We start from the raw sequence: 21309 nt of genomic DNA on the forward strand, positions 1-21309 counted from the left end.
GATCAGCGATCACGCCAGGTCTTCACATCGTCTCCATTTCCCGCATCTGCCCCTGGCCGAAAAAACGTCCTAACTCCTTTGCCAGTTCGTTGAGCACGCCCATCTCCTTCTGTGAGATGCGGCGCGCCTCCTGCGTATGCGACCAGTCGCCGTAGAGCAGCGCGACGGTCTGTTCGGTTTCGTCGATGATCGGCAGCAGCACGAACGCGCGCGCGTCGTCGAACGAGCGCCGGAACCACTCGGGCAGCCGCGCGACCATCTTCGGATCGCGCGCATTCTCGATGAAGATGCCAACCGAGTTCGCGATCGCGAGATGAAACACATCGGGCTCGAACGCGGTGCTGAACGCGAGCTTCGGCAGCGCCGCGTCGATCTTCGGCCCGAAGCCGATGCGCGCCCTGAACGTGCCGTTGCTATGCTTGACGTAGACCACGGTGCGCGCGAAGCCGAGCGCCGCGAGCACGGTTTCGGCGGCCATCGCGAGCGCCGGCGCGAGCGGGCTGCCTTCGGGCAGGTCGCGCAGATCCTTCACCCCGACCTCGATGCGCGCCTCGGGCGTGAGCGCCTCGCGCGCGATCGCGTCGGCATTGGCGCGCAGCTCGACGATTTCGCGCATCACGCTGTCGCCGCCATCCTCGCGCGCGAGCGCGACGCTCATCTGCAGCAGCACTTCGGGGTCGGTGTTCAGCGCGCTGCCGTACTCGCGCGCAAGCTCGCCGATGCGTGCCTCGCGTTCCCCCTCGGGCATGTTCTGCTGCGTGAGCACGTCGGCGACCGCGGTCGAGTAGTTGGTGATCGCGCGCAGCCACTGCACCTGGCGCGGTTGCGTCACGTCTTCCGGATCGAACTCGCCCATGCCGGAGCGGATCGTGTCGGGCAGGCGCCAGCGCACCGCGGCTTCGGCGCCGATTTCATCGAAGGTGACGCCGAGCACGAGCACGCACGCATCGGCTTCGAGTGCGCCGCCGTCGATATGGCGGCGAATCTGGTCCCACTCGGCGTCGAGATAGAACACGACCAGCAGCTTGCCGATCTGCCGCATCAACGTGCAGACCACCGCTTCCTCGCCGGCGCGCAGGTCGCCGCGCTCGGTCAGCTTGCGCGCGACGCAGCCCGACAGCAGTGTGCGGTTCAATTCGAGTTTCGCGTCGATCCGGCGCGGCGCGCTTTGATGAAAGTGATCGACGATCTTCAGACCGACTACGAGGTGACCGACCGCATCCATGCCGAGCACCATCAGCGCGCGCGACACGGTCGTGATATTGCCGCCGAACGCCATGTACATCGCCGAGTTCGCGAGCCGGAGCACCTTCTGCGTGAGCGCGAAGTCCGACAGCACCACTTGCACGAGGCCGGTGAAGTCGAGGTCGTCGTTGGTCACTGCCGCCATGGTGGTGCGCAGCGATTGCGACAGCATAGGGAAATCGCCGCGCTCGCTCATTCGCGTCCAGAGCCGGTCGAGCACTGCCGCCTTTACCATGTGTGTCCCGCAAATGCCATACGTGTTCCAGTGAATGCCGTGCCGGTCGCAAGCCGGCTTGTTGCGCTGCCTGGGCGTCGTGTCCGCATCGCCCGTTATGCGCCGTGCAGCTGAAGCTCGCGCGTTTCGAAGCGCTGCGCAAGCTCTTCGGACGGCAGCGCCTTGCAGACGAGCCAGCCCTGAATGTGATCGCAGCCCATCTCGGTGAGCAGGGTGCGCTGCGCTTCCGTTTCGACGCCCTCGGCAACCAGTTCGAGATCGAGCGTCTGCGCAAGGCCGACGACAGCGCTAACGATTGCCTGATCGTTTCGCGAGGTTAGCAGATTCTCGACGAAACTCCGGTCGATCTTCAGCTTCGCGAGCGGAAAGCGCTGCAGGTAAGCGAGGCTCGAATAGCCGGTGCCGAAGTCGTCGACGGCGAAGCGGATGCCCATCGCGGTCAGGTCTTCGAGCAAGCCCTTCGCGTGTGCCGGGTCGTGCATCAGCAGACTTTCCGTGATCTCGAACACGAGCCGGCGCGGATCGATGCCGGTCAGCTCGATCGCCTCGCGCACCGAGTCCTTGAAGCGCGGATCACGAAACTGCTGCGGCGACACGTTGACGGCCACGTACTGCAGCGGAATGCCCTTCGCGTCCCACTGGATCAGCTGCATGCACGCGACCTTCATCACCCAGTTGCCGAGGAAGTTGATGAGCCCGATCGACTCCGCGAGCGGAATGAACATCGACGGCGGCACGAGGCCGTGCACCGGATGCGTCCAGCGGATCAACGCCTCGACACCGACCACGCCCCGCGTGCGGCTGCTCGTGATCGGCTGGAAGTGTAGCGAAAACTCGCCGTTGCGTACGCCGTCGTAGAGGTCGGCCTCGAGTTTCAGACGCTCGGCGTCGGCCGGGTTGTCGTCGGGCACGTAGAACGCGAGCGTGTTGCCGCCCGCGGCCTTTGCCTGCAACAGCGCGTGGTCGGCCCAGCGCAGCAGGTGCGTGTCGTGGCCGCCGGTGTCGTTGGCGTGGCGCAGGTCCGGGTAGAGCGCGATGCCGATGCTGGCCGACAGGTGGACCTGCTGACCCTTGAACACATACGGCTGCTGGATCGCGGTCAACAGACGCCGCGCCAGCGCTTCGGCGGCCGCGGCCGCGTCGGTGCGGCTCGCGGCCGGCTTCACGAGGATCGCGAACTCGTCGCTGGCGACGCGCGCGATCGTTTCGTTCGGGCTCGTCATGTTCAACAGGCGCCGCGACGTGTCGCGCAGCATCTCGTCGCCGGCGTCGTAGCCGAGCGCGCGGTTCACCCGCTGATAGTCGTCGAGATCGAGCAGCAGCAGCGCGACCGGCGTGCCGTGCGCGTCGGCCTTCTGTTGTGCGTCGAGCAGCGCGTGCACCAGACCCGACTGGTTCGGCAGACTGGTCAGCCGGTCCAGATGCAGCGCCTGGGTCAGCCGCTCTTCGGTCGCGCGCCACGACGACACGTCGAAGCCGGCGATCGCGTAGCCGTCGACGCCGTCGTGGTTGCTGCGCACGACCCGCAGCTCGACCGTGATCGGATAGGTCAGCGACTTGACGAGCCCGAGCGTCGCTTTCTCGACGTTGCCCGAGGCCGCCGCCTGCTTGAGCAGCGCATCGAGGCGCGGCACGTCGGCGGGCGCGACCAGATCGTGCAGCGTCGCGGTTTTCAGGTATTCGCGGTGATAGCCGATGAAGCGCAGGCTCGCGTCGGACACGTAGACGAAGCGCAACGCATCGTCGACGTGCGCTAGCAGGTCGACCGCGCCGACCACCTGTTCCAGTGGAGGCGGGCGGTTGGCGCTGCTCGGCCGGTCGTCGTCCTCGCGCCGGCCGAACGCCCGCAGCCGGTCGATGACCGTGCGCAAGGAGCCCCGGCGGGGCGCGGTGATCGTGTTCGCTTCCATGTTCGTCGCTGGCAACCTGGGTTCGTCCGCGGGCGGGGCTGCTTGTCCGCCGGTCCGGGCGGCCGGGAGATAGCAGCCCGCCCTATCAGAACGAGATAACGACGCCAGCGAGGAAATCTTTAGCGGCGCGCGGAGAAAAACATCCGGCAAGGAGACGCGCGGTTCAGTCGCCGGGACGATTCGGTTAAAGTGACGCTGATTCGCGGCCGTTAATACGGCGAATCTCCCTTAATTTGGCGACGCTGATGGCGTCGCGCTGCGTAGACTTTCCGAACCTTGCACCGATGATCCATCTTCGAACGCTCCGTCATCAGGTCCGCCAGCGCCGCACGGCCCGTCCCGCGGGACGCCGAGGTGCGTGATGTCGTCGCCGGCGCGTCGGCCGGCCATCCTGAGCGCGGGGACCCGGACGCGGTCCCGCAGTATGTCTACGTCGGCCGCCAGCCGATTCTGGATCGCGATGGGGCGCTTCACGCGTACGAGCTGCTGTTCCGCGCCGGCACCTATAACTACGCCGAAATCAGCGACGACGCGCAGGCCACCGCGCAGGTGGTCGCGCGCACGATCGGCGGAATCGGCGTGCCGGCCGTGCTCGGCCAGCATCGCGGCTTCGTCAATATCGATCGTGCGCTGCTCTTTAGCGACATCGTCCATCTGATGCCGCCCGAGCGCTTCGTGCTCGAAATCCTCGAAACCGTGCGTTACGACGCTTCCCTCGCGCGTCGGCTGGACGAGCTGCACTGCGCCGGCTTCCAGGTCGCGCTCGACGACGTGCACGACCTGACCGACGAGCTGAGGGCGATGCTGCCGTACGCCGACATCGTCAAGATCGACCTCCTGCAAACGCCGCGCCGCAAGGTCGCCGAGCTCGCGGCGGCCTTGCGCGGCTACGGCAAGACGCTGCTTGCCGAGAAGGTCGAATCGCGCGAGGACTTCGCGCTCGCGCACGAACTCGGCTTCGATCTGTTTCAGGGCTACTTCTTCGCGCGGCCGCAGGTGCTGGCCGCGCCGCGCAACCGCTCGCTGCGCCCGGGCCTATTGCGGCTGCTCGCGCTGCTGTCGCGCGATGCCGGCATCGTCGAGCTCGAGGCGGAGCTGAAGGTCAATCCGGGCGTGGTCGTGCAACTGCTGCGGCTCGTCAATTCGAGCGCGTTCGGCCTCGGGCGCAATATCGCGTCGTTGCGCGAGGCGATCATCGCGACCGGCACCCGGCAAATCGCGCGCTGGGCGCAACTGCTGCTGTACGCGGATACCGGTGACCTGCCGTGGCGCGCCGATCCGCTCGTGCAACTGGCCGCGACGCGCTCGCGCTTCATGGAGCTTGCCGCGAACTGGCTGCGTCCGGCCGACGGCGAATTCGCCGACGCCGCGTTCATGACCGGGATTTTCTCGCTGGTGCATATCGTGCTCGACAGCACCCCGGACGCGGTGCTCGAAAAGCTCGGCCTCGCGCCGCAGATCCGCGAGGCGATCGTCGCGCGCAAGGGCGAGTTGGGCGCGCTGCTGCTGATCGCCGAGGTCGCGGGCGAGGGCGGCGACGCGGCGCCGGTCGCGACGGCGGCGGGCTTTAACGCGCTGACGCCCGAGGTGCTGTCGCAGCTGAACCTGTCGGCGGCGGCGTGGTTCGGCGCGCACGTGGCGGAGTCGGACGCTTGATGCGCTGGGCCCGCGCGCCGCATCCTTTCGATTTACTTGTGGTCCTGGCGGCGACCGACGCCGCGTGCGCATCCGTGGTCCAATAGAACGTTCAGCGACGGCCTGTGACGCCGGCCGAAGCTGTCTTCGATGGACGGGATCAACTGCGTGCGCTCACGCATGGAGGAGCAGATGAAGACAAAACACATACCGGCGGTATTGGCCGCCGTCATGGCGTTCGGATTCGCAATGCATTCGCCGCTCGCCTCGGCAACCCTGAAGCCCGGCGATACGGCGCCGGCGTTCACCGCCGAGGCCTCGCTCGGCGGCAAGACCTACACGTATTCGCTGGCCGATCAGCTGAAGAAGGGGCCGGTCGTGCTGTACTTCTATCCGGCCGCGTTCACGAAGGGCTGCACGATCGAGGCGCACGAATTCGCCGATGCGGTCGACGAATACAAGAAGTACGGTGCGACGGTGATCGGCGTATCACACGACAACATCGATACGCTGACGAAGTTCTCGGTCAGCGAATGCCGCAGCAAATTCCCGGTCGCAGCCGACGCCGACGCGAAGGTGATCGACGCATACGACGCGGCTATGCCGATGAAGGCCGGCATGGCGAATCGCGTGTCATACGTGATCTCGCCCGACGGCAAGATCATCTACGAGTACACGAGCCTGCAGCCCGACAAGCATGTCGAGAACACGCTGAACGCGCTCAAGGAATGGGCGGCCGCGCACAAGGGGCAGTGAAGGGGCTGCGCGCGACATCGCGAATTGCTAGTGTCACGCCCGTGCCAGGCTAAAACCATTTACCGGATGAGCTTGCGATGCCGATTCTCGTTGCGTTGATTGCGCTCGTCGCGCTGGGGTACGGCGCGGTACGCGCCTTCGATGCGGTGCAGGCCAGTTTCGGGCTGGCGGTGGCGGAAAGCGTGGCGGTCCTGGTTGCGTTGCTGATTGCCGCTGCGCTCGCTTACTGGCGGCAGCGGCGCCGCGAAGTCGCGCCGAACGTGCGCGACGGCGACTGGACGCACGAGCTGAAGGGCAGTTGGGGATTGGTGCGGCTCGCAGCGGGCAAGCGGCTCTGCGAGATTCGCGTCGGCGACGAGCAGGGTGCGTATATCTTCGCGGATCTGCTCGGCGCCGAAGCACAGGGCCGCGACGCGCAGGCGCGGCTTGCCGTGAAGGTCAAGGACGCACGGCGCGGCGAGTGGCTCGTGCCGATGTCGAACGAGCGGGTGGCGCGCCGATGGCAGCGGATTTTCTCGCTGGCCATCGAGCAGAAGCTGTGAGCGCCACCTTCACGACATCATGACGACGTCGGCGCCGCGCCACCCGTGCGGCGCGCCTTTCTCGCCTCCCAGCGCACGCGGATGCGATCCATGTACAGATACACGACCGGCGTCGTATAGAGCGTCAGCATCTGGCTGACGATCAGCCCGCCGACGATCGAAATACCGAGCGGCGCGCGCATCTCCGCGCCTTCGCCGCTGCCGAACGCGAGCGGCAATGCGCCGAGCATCGCGGCGAAGGTGGTCATCATGATCGGCCGGAAGCGCAGCAGACAGGCCTGGTAGATCGCGTCGCGCGAGGACAGCCCTTTGCGCGACGCGTCGATCGCGAAGTCCACCATCATGATCGCGTTCTTCTTGACGATGCCGATCAGCAGGATCACGCCGATCAGCGCGATGATGCTGAACTCGGTCTTGAACAGCAGCAGCGCGAGCAGCGCGCCGACGCCCGCGGACGGCAGCGTCGAGAGGATCGTCAGCGGATGGATGTAGCTCTCGTACAGGATGCCGAGCACGATATACACCGCCGCGAGGGCGGCGAGGATCAGGATCGGCTGATCGGACATCGACTGCTGGAACGCCTGGGCGGTGCCCTGGAAGCTGCCGTGAATCGTGGCGGGCATGCCGATCTCGGCCATCGTGTTGTAGATCACCTGCGTGGCGGTGGACAGCGAGACGCCCGGCGGCAGGTTGAACGAAATCGTCGAGGCGACGAACTGGCTCTGGTGATTGACCGACAGCGGTGTGGTGCCCGGCCCGAAGCCGGCGATCGCCGACAGCGGCACCATCGTTTCCTTCGCGATCGATACCGGCGAGCCCGACGACGCGCTCGACTTGCCGCTCGCCGCGATCGAGTTGATCGCCTGGTTGCGCGCGGAGTCGGCCGCGATGCTGGCCGCGCTCGCCGCGGTGGTGGCTGCCGTGCCGCCAGTTGCGGCGCCGCCGGCGGCCCCGCTCGTCGTGGCCGCCGTGCTGGTCGCCTTCGTTACAGTGCCGGCCGGCGCATTGGTGGTCTGCGCGCCGCTCGCGCTGCCGCCCGAGGTGCTGACATAAATCTGGCTCAGCATTTCCGGGCTCTGCCAGTAGCGCGGCGCGACTTCCATCACCACGTGATACTGGTTCAGCGGGTTGTAGATCGTCGATACCTGGCGCTGGCCGAACGCGTCGTACAGCGTGTTGTCGATCTGCGCGGGCTTGATGCCGAGGCGCGCGGCGGTGGCGCGGTCGATCGTCACCATCGCCTCGAGACCGCCTTGCTGCTGGTCGGAGTTCACGTCCGCGAGTTCCTTGCGAGCCTGCAGCGCCTCGGTGAGCTTCGGCCCCCACTTGTACAGATCGGGCGTCGAGTCCGCGAGCAGCGTGAACTGATACTGCGCGTTCGATTGCCGGCCGCCGACGCGGATGTCCTGCACCGCCTGCAGGAAGGTGCGCGCGCCGGCCACGTCGCCGAGCGGCGCGCGCAACTGCTGGATCACCTGGTCGGCGGACAGCTTGCGTTCGCTCTTCGGCTTCAGCGACAGGAACATGAAGCCCGAGTTGGTCTGCCGGCCGCCGGTGAAGCCGACCACGCTGTCGACCGCCGGGTTCTTGCTGACGATCTCCATCATCTGCGAGAACTTGCCCTTCATCGCCTGGAACGACGTGCTCTGGTCGGCCTGGATGCCGCCGATCAGACGCCCGGTGTCCTGCTGCGGGAAGAAGCCTTTCGGCACGATGATGTAGAGCGCGACGTTCAGCCCGATGGTCAGCAGCAGCACGAGCAGGATCAGCCGCGGATGCCGCAGCGCCCAGCCGAGCGTGCGCTCGTAGCCGCGCTGCATCGACGTGAAGCCGCGTTCGAGCCAGCGCCCGAAGCGGCTTTCCTGTTGCTTCTCGTGCGGCTCGCGCAGCAGGCGCGAGCACATCATCGGCGTGAGCGTCAGCGAGACGATCAGCGACACCGCGATCGCGAGCGACAGCGTCAGCGCGAACTCGCGGAACAGCCGCCCGACGATGCCGCCCATCAGCAGGATCGGCAGGAACACGGCGACGAGCGAGATGCTGATCGACATCACCGTGAAGCCGACCTCGCGCGCGCCGAGGAACGCGGCCTTCATGCGCGGCACGCCGTCTTCGATGTGGCGCGAGATGTTTTCGAGCACCACGATCGCGTCGTCGACGACGAAGCCGGTCGCGATGGTCAGCGCCATCAGCGACAGATTGTCGAGCGAGAAGCCCATCAGGTACATCGCGCCGAACGTGCCGATGATCGAGATCGGCACGGCCACGCTGGGAATCAGCGTGGCGCGCCAGTTGCGCAGGAACAGGAACACGACCATCACGACCAGCGCGACCGCGATCACGAGCGTGTGCTGGGTGTCTTTCAGCGACGCGCGAATCGTCGTGGAGCGGTCCGAGGTCGGCGAGATTTCGACGTCTGCGGGCAGCGATGCGTGCAGTTGCGGCAGCATCGCCTTCACGCGGTCGACGGTCTCGATGATGTTGGCGCCCGGCTGCCGGTACAGGATCACGAGCACCGCTTGCTTGCCGTTGAAGAGGCCGAGGTTGCGCAGGTCTTCGACCGAATCGACGACCTCGCCCATGTCGGAGAGTTTGACCGGTGCGCCGTTGCGATAGGCGATGACCAGATCCTTGTACTGCGACGCCTTGGTGGCCTGGTCGTTGGTGTACAGCTGCACGCGGTTCTCGCCGAACTCGATCGCTCCTTTCGGGCTGTTCGCGTTGGCCGAGGCGAGCGCCGCGCGCACGTCCTCGAGGCCGATGCCGTAATGCGACAGCGCATGCGGCATCAGCTCGACGCGTACGGCCGGATTCGCCGAGCCGCTCACGTCCACTTCGCCGACCCCCTGCACCTGCGACAGCGACTGCTGCAGCACCGTGGCGGCCGAATCGTAGAGCTGGCCGGGCGTGCGCGTGCTCGACGTCAGCGCGAGAATCAGGATCGGCGCGTCGGCCGGGTTGACCTTGTGGTAGGTCGGATTGCTGCGCAGGCTCGCGGGCAGGTCGGCGCGCGCCGCGTTGATCGCCGCCTGCACGTCGCGCGCGGCGCCGTCGATGTCGCGGTTCAAGCCGAACTGCATCGTGATGCGCGTCGAGCCGACCGAGCTTTGCGACGTCATCTCGGTGACGTCGGCGATCGAGCCGAGATGCCGCTCGAGCGGACTCGCGACGCTGGTCGCGACGGTCTCCGGGCTCGCGCCCGGCAACGTCGCCTGCACCGAGATGGTCGGGAAGTCGACCTGCGGCAGCGGCGCCACCGGCAGCTTGGTGAACGCGAACACGCCCGACAGCGCGATGCCGATCGCCAGCAGCGTGGTGGCGACCGGGCGGGAAATAAACGGACGCGACAGGTTCATCGCTCAGTTCCCTGCATCGGTCGCGGGCGGCGTGGCGCTACCGGACGAATCGCCGCGGCTAAAGCGCTCGCGCAGCCGGCGGCCGAGCGAATCGAACGCGAGGTAAATTACCGGCGTCGTGAACAGCGTCAGCAGCTGGCTCACGATCAGGCCGCCGGCGATCGCGATACCGAGCGGCCGGCGCAGTTCCGAGCCCGCGCCGGTGCCGAGCATCAGCGGCAGCGCGCCGAGCAGCGCGGCGAGCGTGGTCATCAGGATCGGCCGGAAACGCAGCAGACACGCCTGGTAGATCGCCTCGCGCGGCGGCTTGCCTTCCTCGCGCTCCGCGTAGAGCGCGAAGTCGATCATCATGATCGCGTTCTTCTTCACGATACCGATCAAAAGCACGATCCCGATGATGCCGATGATGTCGAGATCGTGGCCGGTGATCAGCAGCGCGAGCAGCGCGCCGACGCCGGCGGACGGAAGAGTGGACAGAATCGTGATCGGATGGATGAAGCTCTCGTACAGCACGCCGAGCACGATGTACATCGTGACGATCGCCGCGAGGATCAGGAACAGCTCGTTCGCGAGCGACGCCTGGAACGCGAGCGCCGCGCCCTGGAAGCGCGTCTGGAACGATGCGGGCAGGCCGATGTCCTTTTCGGCCCGTTCGATCGCCTTCACGGCCGCGCCGAGCGACGAACCCGGGGCGAGGTTGAACGACACCGTGGTGGCCGGGAACTGGCTCAGGTGCGTAACCAGCAGCGGCGCGGGCCGCTCGATGAACTTCGCGATCGAAGACAGCGGCACCTGGCCGCCCGCCGACGTGGAAGAGGGCAGGTAGATGTTGTTCAGCGACGTGATGTAGTGCTGCATCGTCGGCTGCGCCTCGAGAATCACACGGTACTGGTTCGACTGCGTGAAGATCGTCGAAATGATGCGCTGGCCGAATGCGTCGTACAGCGCGCTGTCGATCGTGGCCGGCGTGATGCCGAAGCGCGCGGCGGTCGCGCGGTCGATCTCGATGAACACCGAGCGGCCGTTGTCCTGCAGATCGGTCGCGACGTCCGCGAGTTCGGGCGACTGCTTCAGGCGCTCGACCAGCTTCGGCACCCACGTCGCGAATTCGCCGATGTTCGGATCGGTCAGCATGAACTGATACTGCGTCGGGCTGACCGTCGAGTCGATCGTCAGGTCCTGCACCGGCTGCATGTACAGCGACGCGCCCGGAATATGCGCGACGTCCATCTGCAACTGGCGGATTACTTCGCTCGCGGTGTTGCTGCGGTCGTCGCGCGGCTTCAGGTTGATCAGCATGCGGCCGCTGTTCAGCGTGATGTTGCTGCCGTCCACGCCGATGAAGGAGGTCAGGCTTTCGACGTCCGGGTTCTTCAGGATCTGGTCGGCGAGCGCCTGCTGACGCTCGGCCATCGACGCGAACGACACCGACTGCGGCATCTGCGTGATCGCCTGGATCACACCGGTGTCCTGCACCGGGAAGAAGCCCTTCGGTATGAACACGTACAGCAGGCCGGTCAGCGCCAGCGTGAGGACAGCTACGACCAGCGTGGAGCGCTGACGGTTCAGCACCCAGGTGAGCGCGACCGCGTAGCGCGCGATCACCCAGTCGATGAAGCGGTGCGCCTTCGCCTCGAAGCGGTGACTGTCGTGCGGCGGCGTGTGGCGCAACAGTTTCGCGCACATCATCGGCACCAGTGTCAGCGACACGACCGCCGAAATGACGATCGTCACCGCGAGCGTGATCGCGAATTCATGGAACAGGCGGCCGACCACGTCGCCCATGAAGAGCAGCGGAATCAGCACCGCGATCAGCGAGACCGTCAGCGAAATGATCGTGAAGCCGATCTGCTTCGAGCCCTTCAGCGCGGCTTCGAGCGCACTGTCGCCTTCCTCGACATAGCGCGCGATGTTCTCGATCATCACGATCGCGTCGTCGACGACGAAGCCGGTCGCGATGGTCAGCGCCATCAGCGACAGGTTATCGAGCGAGAAGCCGCACAGGTACATCACGGCGAGCGTGCCGATCAGCGACAGCGGCACCGACAGGCTCGGAATGATCGTCGCGTAGATGTTGGCGAGGAACAGGTACATCACCAGCACGACCAGCACGACCGACATCGCCAGCTCGAACTGCACGTCGCGCACCGACGCGCGGATGGTCGTGGTGCGGTCGGTGACGACCTCGACGTCGAGCGCGGCGGGCAGCGACTGCTGCAAGCGCGGCAGCAGCGCCTTGATGCTGTCGACCACCTGGATCACGTTCGCACCCGGCTGGCGCTGCACGTTCAGGATGATCGCGGGCGTGTTGTCGACCCACGCGCCGAGCTTCGTGTTCTCCGGACCCGGCACGATGCTCGCGACGTCGGTCAGCATCACCGGGCGGCCGCTCTTGTATGCGACGACGGCGCTCTTGTACTCGTCGGCGTCGGTCAGCTGATCGTTCGAGTTGATGGTGTAGTTGCGCGTCGGGCCGTCGAAATTGCCCTTCGGCGTGTTGACGTTCAGGTTCGAGATGGTGGTGCGCAGATCGTCGAGATTCAGGCCGTACGCGGCGAGCGCGCGCGGGTTCGCCTGAATGCGGATCGCCGGGCGCTGCCCGCCCGACAGGCTCACGAGACCCACCCCCGCGACCTGCGAGATCTTCTGCGCGAGACGCGTGTCGGCGAGATCCTGCACCTGCGTGAGCGGCAGCGTTTTCGACGTGATCGCGAGCGTGATGATCGGCGCGTCGGCCGGGTTGACCTTCGCGTAGATCGGCGGCGCGGGCAGGTCGGAGGGCAGCAGGTTGCCCGCCGCGTTGATCGCCGCCTGGACTTCCTGCTCGGCGATGTCGAGCGGCAGATCGAGGCTGAATTGCAGCGTGATGATCGACGAGCCGGCCGAGCTTTGCGACGACATCTGATTCAGCGACGGCATCTGCCCGAACTGCCGCTCGAGCGGCGCCGTTACGGACGACGTCATCACGTCCGGGCTCGCGCCCGGATAGAAGGTTTGCACCTGGATCGTCGGATAGTCGACTTCGGGCAGCGCGGACAGCGGCAGAAAGCGCAGCGCGACGAGGCCGACCAGCATGATCGCCGCCATCAGCAGCGCGGTGCCGACGGGACGCAGAATAAATGCGCGGGATGGATTCATGCGGTAAGTGCCGTGCCTTTACTTTATTGCGATGCTTGCGTCGCGCGCCGGCCGCGACGCGCTGGCGCGCCCGAGGCGGCCGCCGGAGCGCTCGCGCCGTGCGCGCCGGACGCGCCACGCGGCCGCTCGGCCGGGATCGTGATCTTCGAGCCTTCGCGCAGCCGGTCCGAACCGTCGATCACGACGCGCTCGCCGACCGCGAGACCCGACTGGATGCTGGTGCGCTCGCCATCGACCGGGCCGACCTTGACCTGGCGCACGGTGACCGTGTCGTCGGGCTTCACGATGTACACGAAGGTACCGATCGAGCCGTTGAGCACCGCGGAGGTCGGCACGATCACCGCGTCCTTGATCGTATCGACGAGCAGGCGCGTGTTGACGAACTGGTTCGGGAACAGGCCGTTGTCCTTGTTCTCGAAGATCGCGCGCAGCTTGATCGTGCCGGTGGTGGTGTCGATCTGGTTGTCCATCGTCTTCAGCGAGCCGACTTCGAGCGGATGCGTGTTGCTGCGGTCGTACGCGGTGGCCGACAGCGACTCGCCGTTGCGCGTGTGCTGGATGATCTGCTGCAGATTGTCTTCGGAGGTCGAGAACACTACGCTGATCGGATCGAGCTGCGTAATTACGACGATGCCGTTGGCGAGGCCTGAGGTCACGTAGTTGCCCGGGTCGACCTGACGCAGACCGACTCGGCCCGACACCGGCGCGGTGATGCGCGCGTACACGAGATCGAGCTTGAAGCTGTCGACGTTCGCCTGGTCGGCCTTCACCGTGCCTTCGTATTGCCGCACCAGCGACGCCTGCGTGTCGACCTGCTGACTCGCGATCGAGTCTTGCGCGAGCAGCGTCTGATAGCGCTTCAGATCGAGACGCGCGGTGGCGAGCAGCGCCTCGTCGCGCACCAGCGTGCCCTCGGCGTTGCGCAGCGAAATCTCATACGGGCGCGGGTCGATCTGGGCGAGCACGTCGCCCTTCTTGACCATCTGGCCTTCCTTGAAATACACGTCCTGCAGCACGCCGCTCAGTTGCGGCAGCACCGTGACGGTGGCGAGCGGCGTGACCGTGCCGAGCGCGGTCAGCACGACCGGCATCTCGCCCTGCGTCGCGGCGGCGACGTGCACCGGCTGCGGCATGTTGGCCATCGCGTTCGGACCGCCGCCGCCGAGGCGGCCGCTGCGCGCGCCGCTCGCGGCACCCGGCGCGCTCGCCCCGCTGCCGGGGCTGCCCCACGGATGCCAGCGCCACAGTACGACACCGAGCACGACCAGCGCCGCGACGATCAGCGCGACAGTGCGGCCGCGGTGGCGTTTCACCGCACCGGGCGCGCTCGATTGCGCGCCGCTCGCGGACGGCTGGGAAGCGGCGGGGCGTTGGGTTTCCGGGTGCTTTTGTTGTTCGTCCATCGGTTCGGTCAGGTGGCTGGCTTTGTGATGTGAGCCGCCGATGCGGTCGCCGCCGTTCGAAAGACGGCGGGCCGGCATATGGGCGGCGGGTCAGGCGGTCATGGCGGCGCGCGCCGCGCAATATTCAGCGCGATGCTATCCGAGGCGCGGGACAGAGATGTTAACGCAATGCGGAATCATCACGGATCGGCGAGGCCTTTTTGACGGCGCTCGCGGCTCGCGGCGCGGTCCCGCGACGGGGATGCGTGATCGTACGTTGCGGCGTCTGTAACAGTCCAGCCGCGTATTTTTCGGTTAATTACGAAGGTTACAGGCTGTCGGCGAATTGTAGGGCAAGGGTGGGCGGGATGCCTTCGTCCCTGCACAGACCGCAGGCGGCCGGCGCCGCGTTCGGTCTGCGCGGGGCGCTATTCGTCGAGCCGGCGCCCCGGTGTGCCGCCGATCTCAAGCACGATCTTGTCGATGCATTCGAGCAGCGCGGGTGCGGCGTCCGAGATTAGCCAGTCGCGCGGACACTGGTCGGCCGAGCCGCCGCAATTGACCGCGTAGCGTTCGCCCGACGGCCCGACGAAGCCGAGCGCGATCGCGTTCAGCCCGTTGTACCACTCGCCGGTGGCGATGGCGAAACCGCGTTCGAGCGTGTCCTGGATCGCACTGACGAGACGGCTGCCGATATAGCCCCAATCATCGCCCTCGGCCGTCTGCAGGCCGATGAGCAGGCGGTCGCGGTCCGCTTGCGCGAGCGCGGCGAGATACGCCCGGCCGACGGCGGTGCGCGTCAAGCTCATGCGTGAGCCGATTTCGAGTCGCGATACGAGCACCGCCGAACGCGGCCGGATCGCGTCGATGACGACCATATCGTAGCGGTCGCGCACCGCGAGATGCACCGACAACGCGGTGCGTTCCGCGAGTTCGATCAGGAATGGCCGCGCGCGCGAGCGGATGTCGAAGTTGCGCAGAAAGCCATTGCTCAGTTCGAGCACCGACGAGGTCAGCACGAAGCGCTCGCTTTCGGGCAGTCGCAGCAGAAAACCGCTGCCCACGAGCGTCGCGGTAATGCGCGACACGGTGGGCTTTGGGATGCCGGTCAACTCGCCGAGTTCGCGATTGCTGAGCGGCGCGTGCGCGGCGGCGACGGCGCGCAATACGGTCAGGCCGCGCGCGAGCGCGGTGACTTCATCGCCCTGGCCGTCCCGGTCTTTGCTCGCAGGGGCTTTGGCGACGACGGCCTGATTGGGTGTGGATCGGTTCATGCGTTTTTTGGAACAGTATTTCAGATTGTTCGTTCGTTAACCTCTTGACGACCGCCCGCGCGGGGCGGGGGCATCTCCAAACCGGGGCATCCATTTGATATATTTTGGGAAAATCATTGTATCGGAACAAATTGCCGATCGATGAGCGACTATATCTTTTTGCTTGACTTAGTCAGGATAACCATAAAAAATGGAACCTCATTTCGAAAGTCGCATCTGTTCGCTGCATTTTGGGCGCGCAAGCGGAAAATCCCGGAATCCAGGATCGCGTCCAAGGCGCTTGCGCCTTTCGAAATACCTTCTCTCAGGTTCTAGCACGGCCCTCGGAATGGCTAGAACTTTCAAGGCGTCACGGCAACGTGACGCCTTTTTTTTGGGCCGTAAAACCGCATAACAGCCGACATCTAATGTTAATGCACCCGTAGTATTCCGCACGAGAAAGTTCGCAAAAAATCGGCACCAAAATGCAAGCATTAGATCACGCCTTCTGAAATCGCAAGAGACTTCCGTCTCCGCCAAAAGGACGATGCGCAACAATTACCGGGGAAATTACCGTCTCGTTTAATCCCCGGTTGGTTGTGAATTTATTTGCAAACGCAAATGGTGAGAAAGTGCCCATGCCGGTTTAGCGCGGTTAAACGAATCATGCTCCGCATATTGAGCGATGTACTTTCGATTTAAAAAAGTAAAAAATGACGGCGATGCTCCCGGATCTGACCGTCCTGCGCTCCTGCTGGCCTGCTGTCTGGTCGTCTTTCGCACGCTCGTCATGTACCCCGATGCAAGCAATGGCCGAGTTATGAAAATTTAGCGGCTGCGCGATGAGTTTCTTCTTTATCATGTCGGGATCTGATCTGTCGTACGGTCTCGGCGCAGGATATTTTTTATCAACTGCTTTAGTACTTTATCCGATTCACGTTATTACGCTGGCTCTGAGCGCTGCATTAATGGCTGTGAACTCCCACCCCTGTCGACACTGAGCTGAGCAACATCGATTCAGCGCCGCCGATCGTGCACACCACGAGCGGTGTGGAGGTAGCCGTCAATGCGGCTTTACAGCTGCTGGTGTTGCAGGCGGGGAATTCCCTTTATTTGTCACTCAACATTCCGTCGTGGTTGTTGTCGACGCTGTCTTTTTCTTCTTGTTGTTTCCGGCGCTCGCGCCACGGCTGCTGTCGATGCGCTCCACGTGGGCAATGCTGATGGGGATGCGGGGCGGCAAGTCGTGGTGATTTTCTTTTGCGCGAGCGCGCTGCAAAACGCGTCGCCGCGCGTGACCGCCTCGACGAGACGGCTCGGCAATGTGATCACGGGATAGGCGAGGCCGTAGCCGGTTCCGAACAGCACGGCGCTGGTCGGGTGAAAAGAGCGTGTGATACGGAACGGCGAACATTGCTGCAATGCCAAGCAGCATCAACACGCCTCAGCGCGCCAGCAGCGAAACCGTCGCGATGCCGAGAATCGTCATGATCAGCGAGGTGCTCACGTGAATCGCCACTTCGCCGGCCGCCCAGCCGAGCCGGCCGTCCTGCAGGCGCTGCACGACTTCCGCGGAGAACGTCGAGAAGGTCGACAGCCCGCCCATCAGACCGGTGATGACGAACAGCCGCCATTCCGGCGAGAGCTGGGGCACCCGCGCGAAGCCCGCGACCGCCACACCGATGATGTAGCCGGCGATCACGTTGGCGGCGAGCGTGCCAAGCGGCAGGTCGCCAAAGACAGGGTTCAGTCGAAAGCCGAGGAACCAGCGAAACAGCGAGCCGAGTGCGCCGCCAATCGCGACAGCGAGAAAAGACCAATACATGGAAGAGGATCGAACCGGAAACGTCGACAAACCGGTTGATGCGGGCGAATTGATGCCGCGTCCGCATAACCGGGCGTAGCAGGCATCATCAGCCCCATGGGCGGTTAATGGAGAATGCCATCTCCAGCCGCGAAGTCTAGCATCGGCGTGCGGATTTTGGGGACAGGCATGTGGCCCGCGACTTTCCCGCGCCTCTCGCCGCGTCTCTCCCGTTCCCCGCGAGCGCCGCCCTGGTTCACTCCGGCGTCGCCGAAATCTTGTGAATCGACAGATCGGCGCCGTTGTATTCCTCTTCCTGGTCGAGCCGCAGGCCGACCGTCATGCGGATCGCGCCGTACACGAGCGTGCCGCCGAGCCCCGACACGACGATCCCGCCGAGCGTGCCGATGATCTGCGAGGCGAACGACACACCGCCCAGCCCGCCGAGCGCGTGAGCGCCGAAGATGCCGGCCGCGATGCCGCCCCATGCGCCGCACAGGCCGTGCAGCGGCCACACGCCGAGCACGTCGTCGATGCGCCAGCGGTTCTGCACGCACGTGAACATATAGACGAACAGCACGCCGGCGATGCCGCCCGTCACCAGCGCGCCGAGCGGATGCATGATGTCCGAGCCCGCGCACACCGCGACGAGCCCGGCGAGCGGGCCGTTGTACGTGAAGCCCGGGTCGTTGCGGCCCGCGAACCACGCGCTCAGCGTGCCGCCGACCATCGCCATCAGCGAGTTGACCGCGACGAGGCCGCTGATCTTGTCGAGGGTCTGCGAGCTCATCACGTTGAAGCCGAACCAGCCGACCGTCAGCACCCATGCGCCGAGCGCGAGAAACGGAATGTTCGACGGCGGATGCGCGGCGATGCCGCCGTCGCGGTGATAGCGGCCGTGGCGCGCGCCGAGCAGCAGCACGGCCGGCAGCGCGACCCAGCCGCCGAACGCGTGCACCACCACCGAACCCGCGAAGTCATGGAACGGCGCGCCGAACGCCTGCGTGAGCCAGTCCTGAATGCCGAAACGGTCGTTCCATGCGATGCCTTCGAAGAACGGATAGACGAAGCCGACCAGCACGAACGTCGCGAACAACTGCGGATTGAACTTGGAGCGCTCGGCGATGCCGCCCGACACGATCGCGGGGATCGCGGCGGCGAACGTCAGCAGGAAGAAAAAGCGCACGAGCGCATAGCCGTTATGCTGGGCGAGCGTCGCGGCGCCGTCGAAAAACTGCACACCGTATGCGATCGTGTAGCCGATGAAGAAGTAGGCGATCGTCGACACCGCGAAGTCCACCAGAATCTTGACCAGTGCATTGACCTGGTTCTTCTTGCGCACGGTGCCGAGCTCCAGGAAGGCGAATCCTGCGTGCATCGCCAGCACCATGGCGGCGCCGATCAAAAGAAACTCGGTATCGGCGCCGTATTTCAGACTTTCCATCGATATGTCCCGCTTGTGCCAAAAAAGTGCGCTATGCGAGCAAGAAGCGGGCCATAGTTGTGCTGGCCGCGTCGGCCCGGTGCAATCGGGCACTGGGATGGGAATCCGGATGGTTTCGGGCGATGCGCCGTCCGAGCGCGCCATGCACCTGAAAAGAAAGGCGAGGCACAGCAAAAGTGCATAAATCGTCACGGCTACGCAGGATGACCCAGAAAAGGGCGAAATATTCGATTTAAATTACATCTTTATTCGGAATCCTGACGCAACGAGACGCTGTCGATGCCCAATTCTGGCGCGCGATCGACCAGCGGGGGTACGGTGGTCGACGGGTTCGTGTCCCTCTTTCTTTTCCCGCGCAAACGCCGACATAATGTGCCGACTCCGTGCACGATCCGCCGGCCAACCCCTCCCATGGGCCCGCATGAGACTGACCACTAAAGGCCTGTTGCTGATCGCGATTCCGGCCGTTTTCGAACTCGCGCTGCTCACTGGCGTCGTGAAGGCGCAGGTCGATGCGACGATGGCCGAGCGTCGGGCGATGCATACCGAGGAGGTGCTGCGCCAGAGCACGGCGATTCTCGATCCGGTGCTGTCCGAATCGGTCGCGCTGCGCGGCGCGGTACTTGCCAACGACGCACGCTTCACGACCCCGATCGCAGTATGGATGGACGTCGACCGGCGCATCGACGAGCTCGTCGATCTCGTCGGCGACAATCCCGCGCAAGTCGAGCGCGTGGTCGAGGTGCGCCAGGCGGTGCAGGCATACCGCCAGTGGTCCGACCGCATCCAGGACATGCTGCGCGCCGGGCGGCGCGCCGAGATTCTCGCGCGCTTCCACGATCTCACTCAGGCCGACGTGCTCGATCATTTCCGCTCGCAGGTGAGCGCGTTCCAGGCCGAGGAGCGCCGGCTAGACATGTCGCGCTCGAATGCCGTCGCCGCCGTGCGCGAGCGGGAACAGACGCTGATCGTCGCGGCCGCGTTGGGCTCGCTGCTGTTCGTCGCACTCGCCATCGGGATGTTCACGCGCGGCGTGCGCGGCCGGCTCGCGTTGCTGTCCGACAACGCGGCCAGGCTTGCCGGCAACGAGCCGCTCGCGCCGCTCGGCGGGGGTCGCGATGAAATCGCGCGGCTCGATCTGACCTTGCACGAGACGAGCCGCCGTCTGCTCGAAGCCGAGCGCATCGAGGCGCGTTTTCACGCGGACCTCGAACGCCGCGCCGCCGAGCTTGCCCGCATCAACGAGACGCTGCGCCAGCAGACTCAGGAAAACGAAATGTTCATCTACAGCGTGTCGCACGATCTGCGCGCGCCGCTGGTGAACCTGCAGGCATTTTCGAAAGAGCTGATTCGCGCCTGCGACGAGTTGCGCGACGCGGTGCGCGGCTCGTCGCTCGCGACCAGCACGCGCGAGCGGATCGAGCGGATCGTCGACGAGGACATTGGCGAGGCGCTGCACTATCTGCAGACCGCGGTGATGCGCGCGTCGCACATCATCGACGCGCTGCTGCGGCTGTCGCGTGTCGGGCGTGTCGAGTACCGGCGCCAGAAGGTCAATGTGCGCGACATCGTGCAGCGCGTCGTCGATGCGATGCAGGGGTCGATCCGCGTGCGGCGCGCGCGCGTGACGGTCGGCGAACTGCCCGCGGTATGGGGCGATCCGACCGCGCTCGAGCAGATCTTCGCGAACCTGATCGGCAACGCGGTCAACTATCTGGACCCGGCGCGCGAGGGCCGCGTCGAAATCGGCACGACGCCCGCGCCGCCGGGCGTGCATTCGCTGCGAATCTTCTACGTGCGCGACAACGGCCCCGGCATCCCGGCGATCGCGCTGCCGCGGCTGTTCACCGCGTTCCAGCGCCTGCACGGCAACGCGGCGGCCGGCGAGGGCATTGGCCTCGCGCTCGTGCGGCGGATGGTCGAGCGGCACGGCGGGCGAGTGTGGGCGGAATCGAAGGAGGGGGTGGGTACGACGTTCTATCTGTCGCTGCCAGAGGCGGCGGGCGCCGCGGGCTCGGAACCGGCCGCGGCTGGCGGGCCAGCGCTCGTCGTGGCGGCTCCGGCTCCGGCTTCGGCTTCGGCTTCGGCTTCGGCGGCGCGCGGTGCGCGCGAGAGCGCGCAGGGCGCCGCGGGGGCAGGCTTTAGCGCCGGCAGCGGTTTGCACGCGCCTTCGATCGATGCGGTGCGAGGAATCACTGCGCGGTAGGGGCGCTCGATCGTGCGTGCGGTGCGGGTGGCGCCCGCCCGTTCCTCAACCGGCGAAAATCCGTCGCCGCTTCAGCAGTCTCCGGCCGCGCACCGACCAGTAGCAACTGCAAGCCAGCAGCACGGCGATGCCGGCGGACGACTCGGCCGGCGTTGGCCGAACGCCGGCAATCCCTTCGACGGCAAACAGGCCATTCGTGACAGCCAGCAGCGCCACCCACAGCGCGCACGCGGCCTGCATCAGCAAACGGGTTCCCTTCATATGCCGGGCACGGGAGTCGTGCGACCAGGTGGGCGGCCGGCGCGCACAGAAGAAGACGATCACCATCAGCATGATGACGAGGGTGACGATCCAGTCGATCAGTTTCATCGAAACAGCACTCCCTAAAAGCAGCCGCGACTAT

General features: G+C 65.6%; 14 protein-coding genes and 1 riboswitch. Of the genes, 4 read left to right on the forward strand and 10 right to left on the reverse strand.

Translation table 11 applies throughout. The features are described from left to right. Positions 1 to 22: 22 nt before the first annotated feature. Both AB3X86_RS27485 and AB3X86_RS27490 read right to left on the reverse strand, forming a co-directional pair. Positions 23 to 1480 (reverse strand): HDOD domain-containing protein, encoded by a 1458-nt coding sequence (locus tag AB3X86_RS27485; protein WP_368598445.1) that lies wholly within the window; start codon positions 1478 to 1480, stop codon positions 23 to 25. A 95-nt stretch (positions 1481 to 1575) separates the two neighbouring features. Then, on the reverse strand, positions 1576 to 3405 hold the full coding sequence (locus tag AB3X86_RS27490) for a putative bifunctional diguanylate cyclase/phosphodiesterase (RefSeq protein ID WP_368598446.1): 1830 nt from the start codon (positions 3403 to 3405) through the stop codon (positions 1576 to 1578). A 339-nt stretch (positions 3406 to 3744) separates the two neighbouring features. Here AB3X86_RS27490 and AB3X86_RS27495 point away from each other — a divergent pair, with 339 nt between their 5' ends. The 3 genes from AB3X86_RS27495 to AB3X86_RS27505 all read left to right on the forward strand — a co-directional run bounded on the left by AB3X86_RS27495 (position 3745) and on the right by AB3X86_RS27505 (position 6323). Beyond that, the gene (locus AB3X86_RS27495; RefSeq protein WP_368598447.1) at positions 3745 to 5046 is read left to right on the forward strand and encodes an EAL and HDOD domain-containing protein; all 1302 of its coding nucleotides are present in this window, start codon (positions 3745 to 3747) and stop codon (positions 5044 to 5046) included. Between the two features lie 171 nt (positions 5047 to 5217). Next, the gene (locus tag AB3X86_RS27500; protein WP_368598448.1) at positions 5218 to 5781 is read left to right on the forward strand and encodes a peroxiredoxin; all 564 of its coding nucleotides are present in this window, start codon (positions 5218 to 5220) and stop codon (positions 5779 to 5781) included. Positions 5782 to 5858: 77 nt separating this feature from the next. Continuing rightward, positions 5859 to 6323 carry a hypothetical protein gene (locus tag AB3X86_RS27505; protein ID WP_368598449.1) on the forward strand — a complete coding sequence of 155 codons (465 nt, stop codon included), beginning with the start codon at positions 5859 to 5861 and terminating at the stop codon, positions 6321 to 6323. Positions 6324 to 6340: 17 nt separating this feature from the next. Here the strand turns inward: AB3X86_RS27505 and AB3X86_RS27510 are convergent, their stop codons facing one another. From AB3X86_RS27510 to AB3X86_RS27540, 7 genes are all read right to left on the reverse strand, one after another. Then, positions 6341 to 9679: an efflux RND transporter permease subunit gene (locus tag AB3X86_RS27510; protein ID WP_368598450.1), complete on the reverse strand. Its 3339-nt coding sequence runs from the start codon at positions 9677 to 9679 to the stop codon at positions 6341 to 6343. Positions 9680 to 9682: 3 nt separating this feature from the next. After that, positions 9683 to 12817, reverse strand: a complete 3135-nt coding sequence (locus AB3X86_RS27515) for an MdtB/MuxB family multidrug efflux RND transporter permease subunit (protein ID WP_368598451.1) — start codon at positions 12815 to 12817, stop codon at positions 9683 to 9685. A gap of 23 nt (positions 12818 to 12840) precedes the next feature. Beyond that, complete coding sequence (locus tag AB3X86_RS27520; RefSeq protein WP_368598452.1) at positions 12841 to 14220, reverse strand: MdtA/MuxA family multidrug efflux RND transporter periplasmic adaptor subunit; 1380 nt, start codon at positions 14218 to 14220, stop codon at positions 12841 to 12843. A gap of 407 nt (positions 14221 to 14627) precedes the next feature. Beyond that, on the reverse strand, positions 14628 to 15473 hold the full coding sequence (locus AB3X86_RS27525; protein ID WP_368598453.1) for an IclR family transcriptional regulator: 846 nt from the start codon (positions 15471 to 15473) through the stop codon (positions 14628 to 14630). 1099 nt (positions 15474 to 16572) lie between these two features. After that, positions 16573 to 16887 carry a hypothetical protein gene (locus AB3X86_RS27530; RefSeq protein ID WP_368598454.1) on the reverse strand — a complete coding sequence of 105 codons (315 nt, stop codon included), beginning with the start codon at positions 16885 to 16887 and terminating at the stop codon, positions 16573 to 16575. Between the two features lie 9 nt (positions 16888 to 16896). Beyond that, the gene (crcB, locus tag AB3X86_RS27535) at positions 16897 to 17277 is read right to left on the reverse strand and encodes a fluoride efflux transporter CrcB (protein WP_368598455.1); all 381 of its coding nucleotides are present in this window, start codon (positions 17275 to 17277) and stop codon (positions 16897 to 16899) included. A gap of 72 nt (positions 17278 to 17349) precedes the next feature. Next, a riboswitch (Fluoride riboswitch) is annotated at positions 17350 to 17411 on the reverse strand. 101 nt (positions 17412 to 17512) lie between these two features. Further along, entirely contained in the window at positions 17513 to 18700 is a 1188-nt protein-coding gene (locus AB3X86_RS27540) for an ammonium transporter (RefSeq protein WP_368598456.1), read from the reverse strand. A 421-nt stretch (positions 18701 to 19121) separates the two neighbouring features. On the opposite strand from AB3X86_RS27540, the gene AB3X86_RS27545 reads away from it, so the two are divergent. Next, entirely contained in the window at positions 19122 to 20906 is a 1785-nt protein-coding gene (locus tag AB3X86_RS27545; RefSeq protein WP_368598457.1) for an ATP-binding protein, read from the forward strand. A 45-nt stretch (positions 20907 to 20951) separates the two neighbouring features. On the opposite strand, the gene AB3X86_RS27550 is transcribed toward AB3X86_RS27545, so the two are convergent. Continuing rightward, the gene (locus AB3X86_RS27550) at positions 20952 to 21275 is read right to left on the reverse strand and encodes a hypothetical protein (protein WP_176378023.1); all 324 of its coding nucleotides are present in this window, start codon (positions 21273 to 21275) and stop codon (positions 20952 to 20954) included. Positions 21276 to 21309 lie beyond the last annotated feature (34 nt).

It is taken from the genome of Paraburkholderia sp. BR14374 (assembly GCF_040948685.1).
Classification (GTDB): Bacteria; Pseudomonadota; Gammaproteobacteria; order Burkholderiales; family Burkholderiaceae; genus Paraburkholderia; species Paraburkholderia youngii.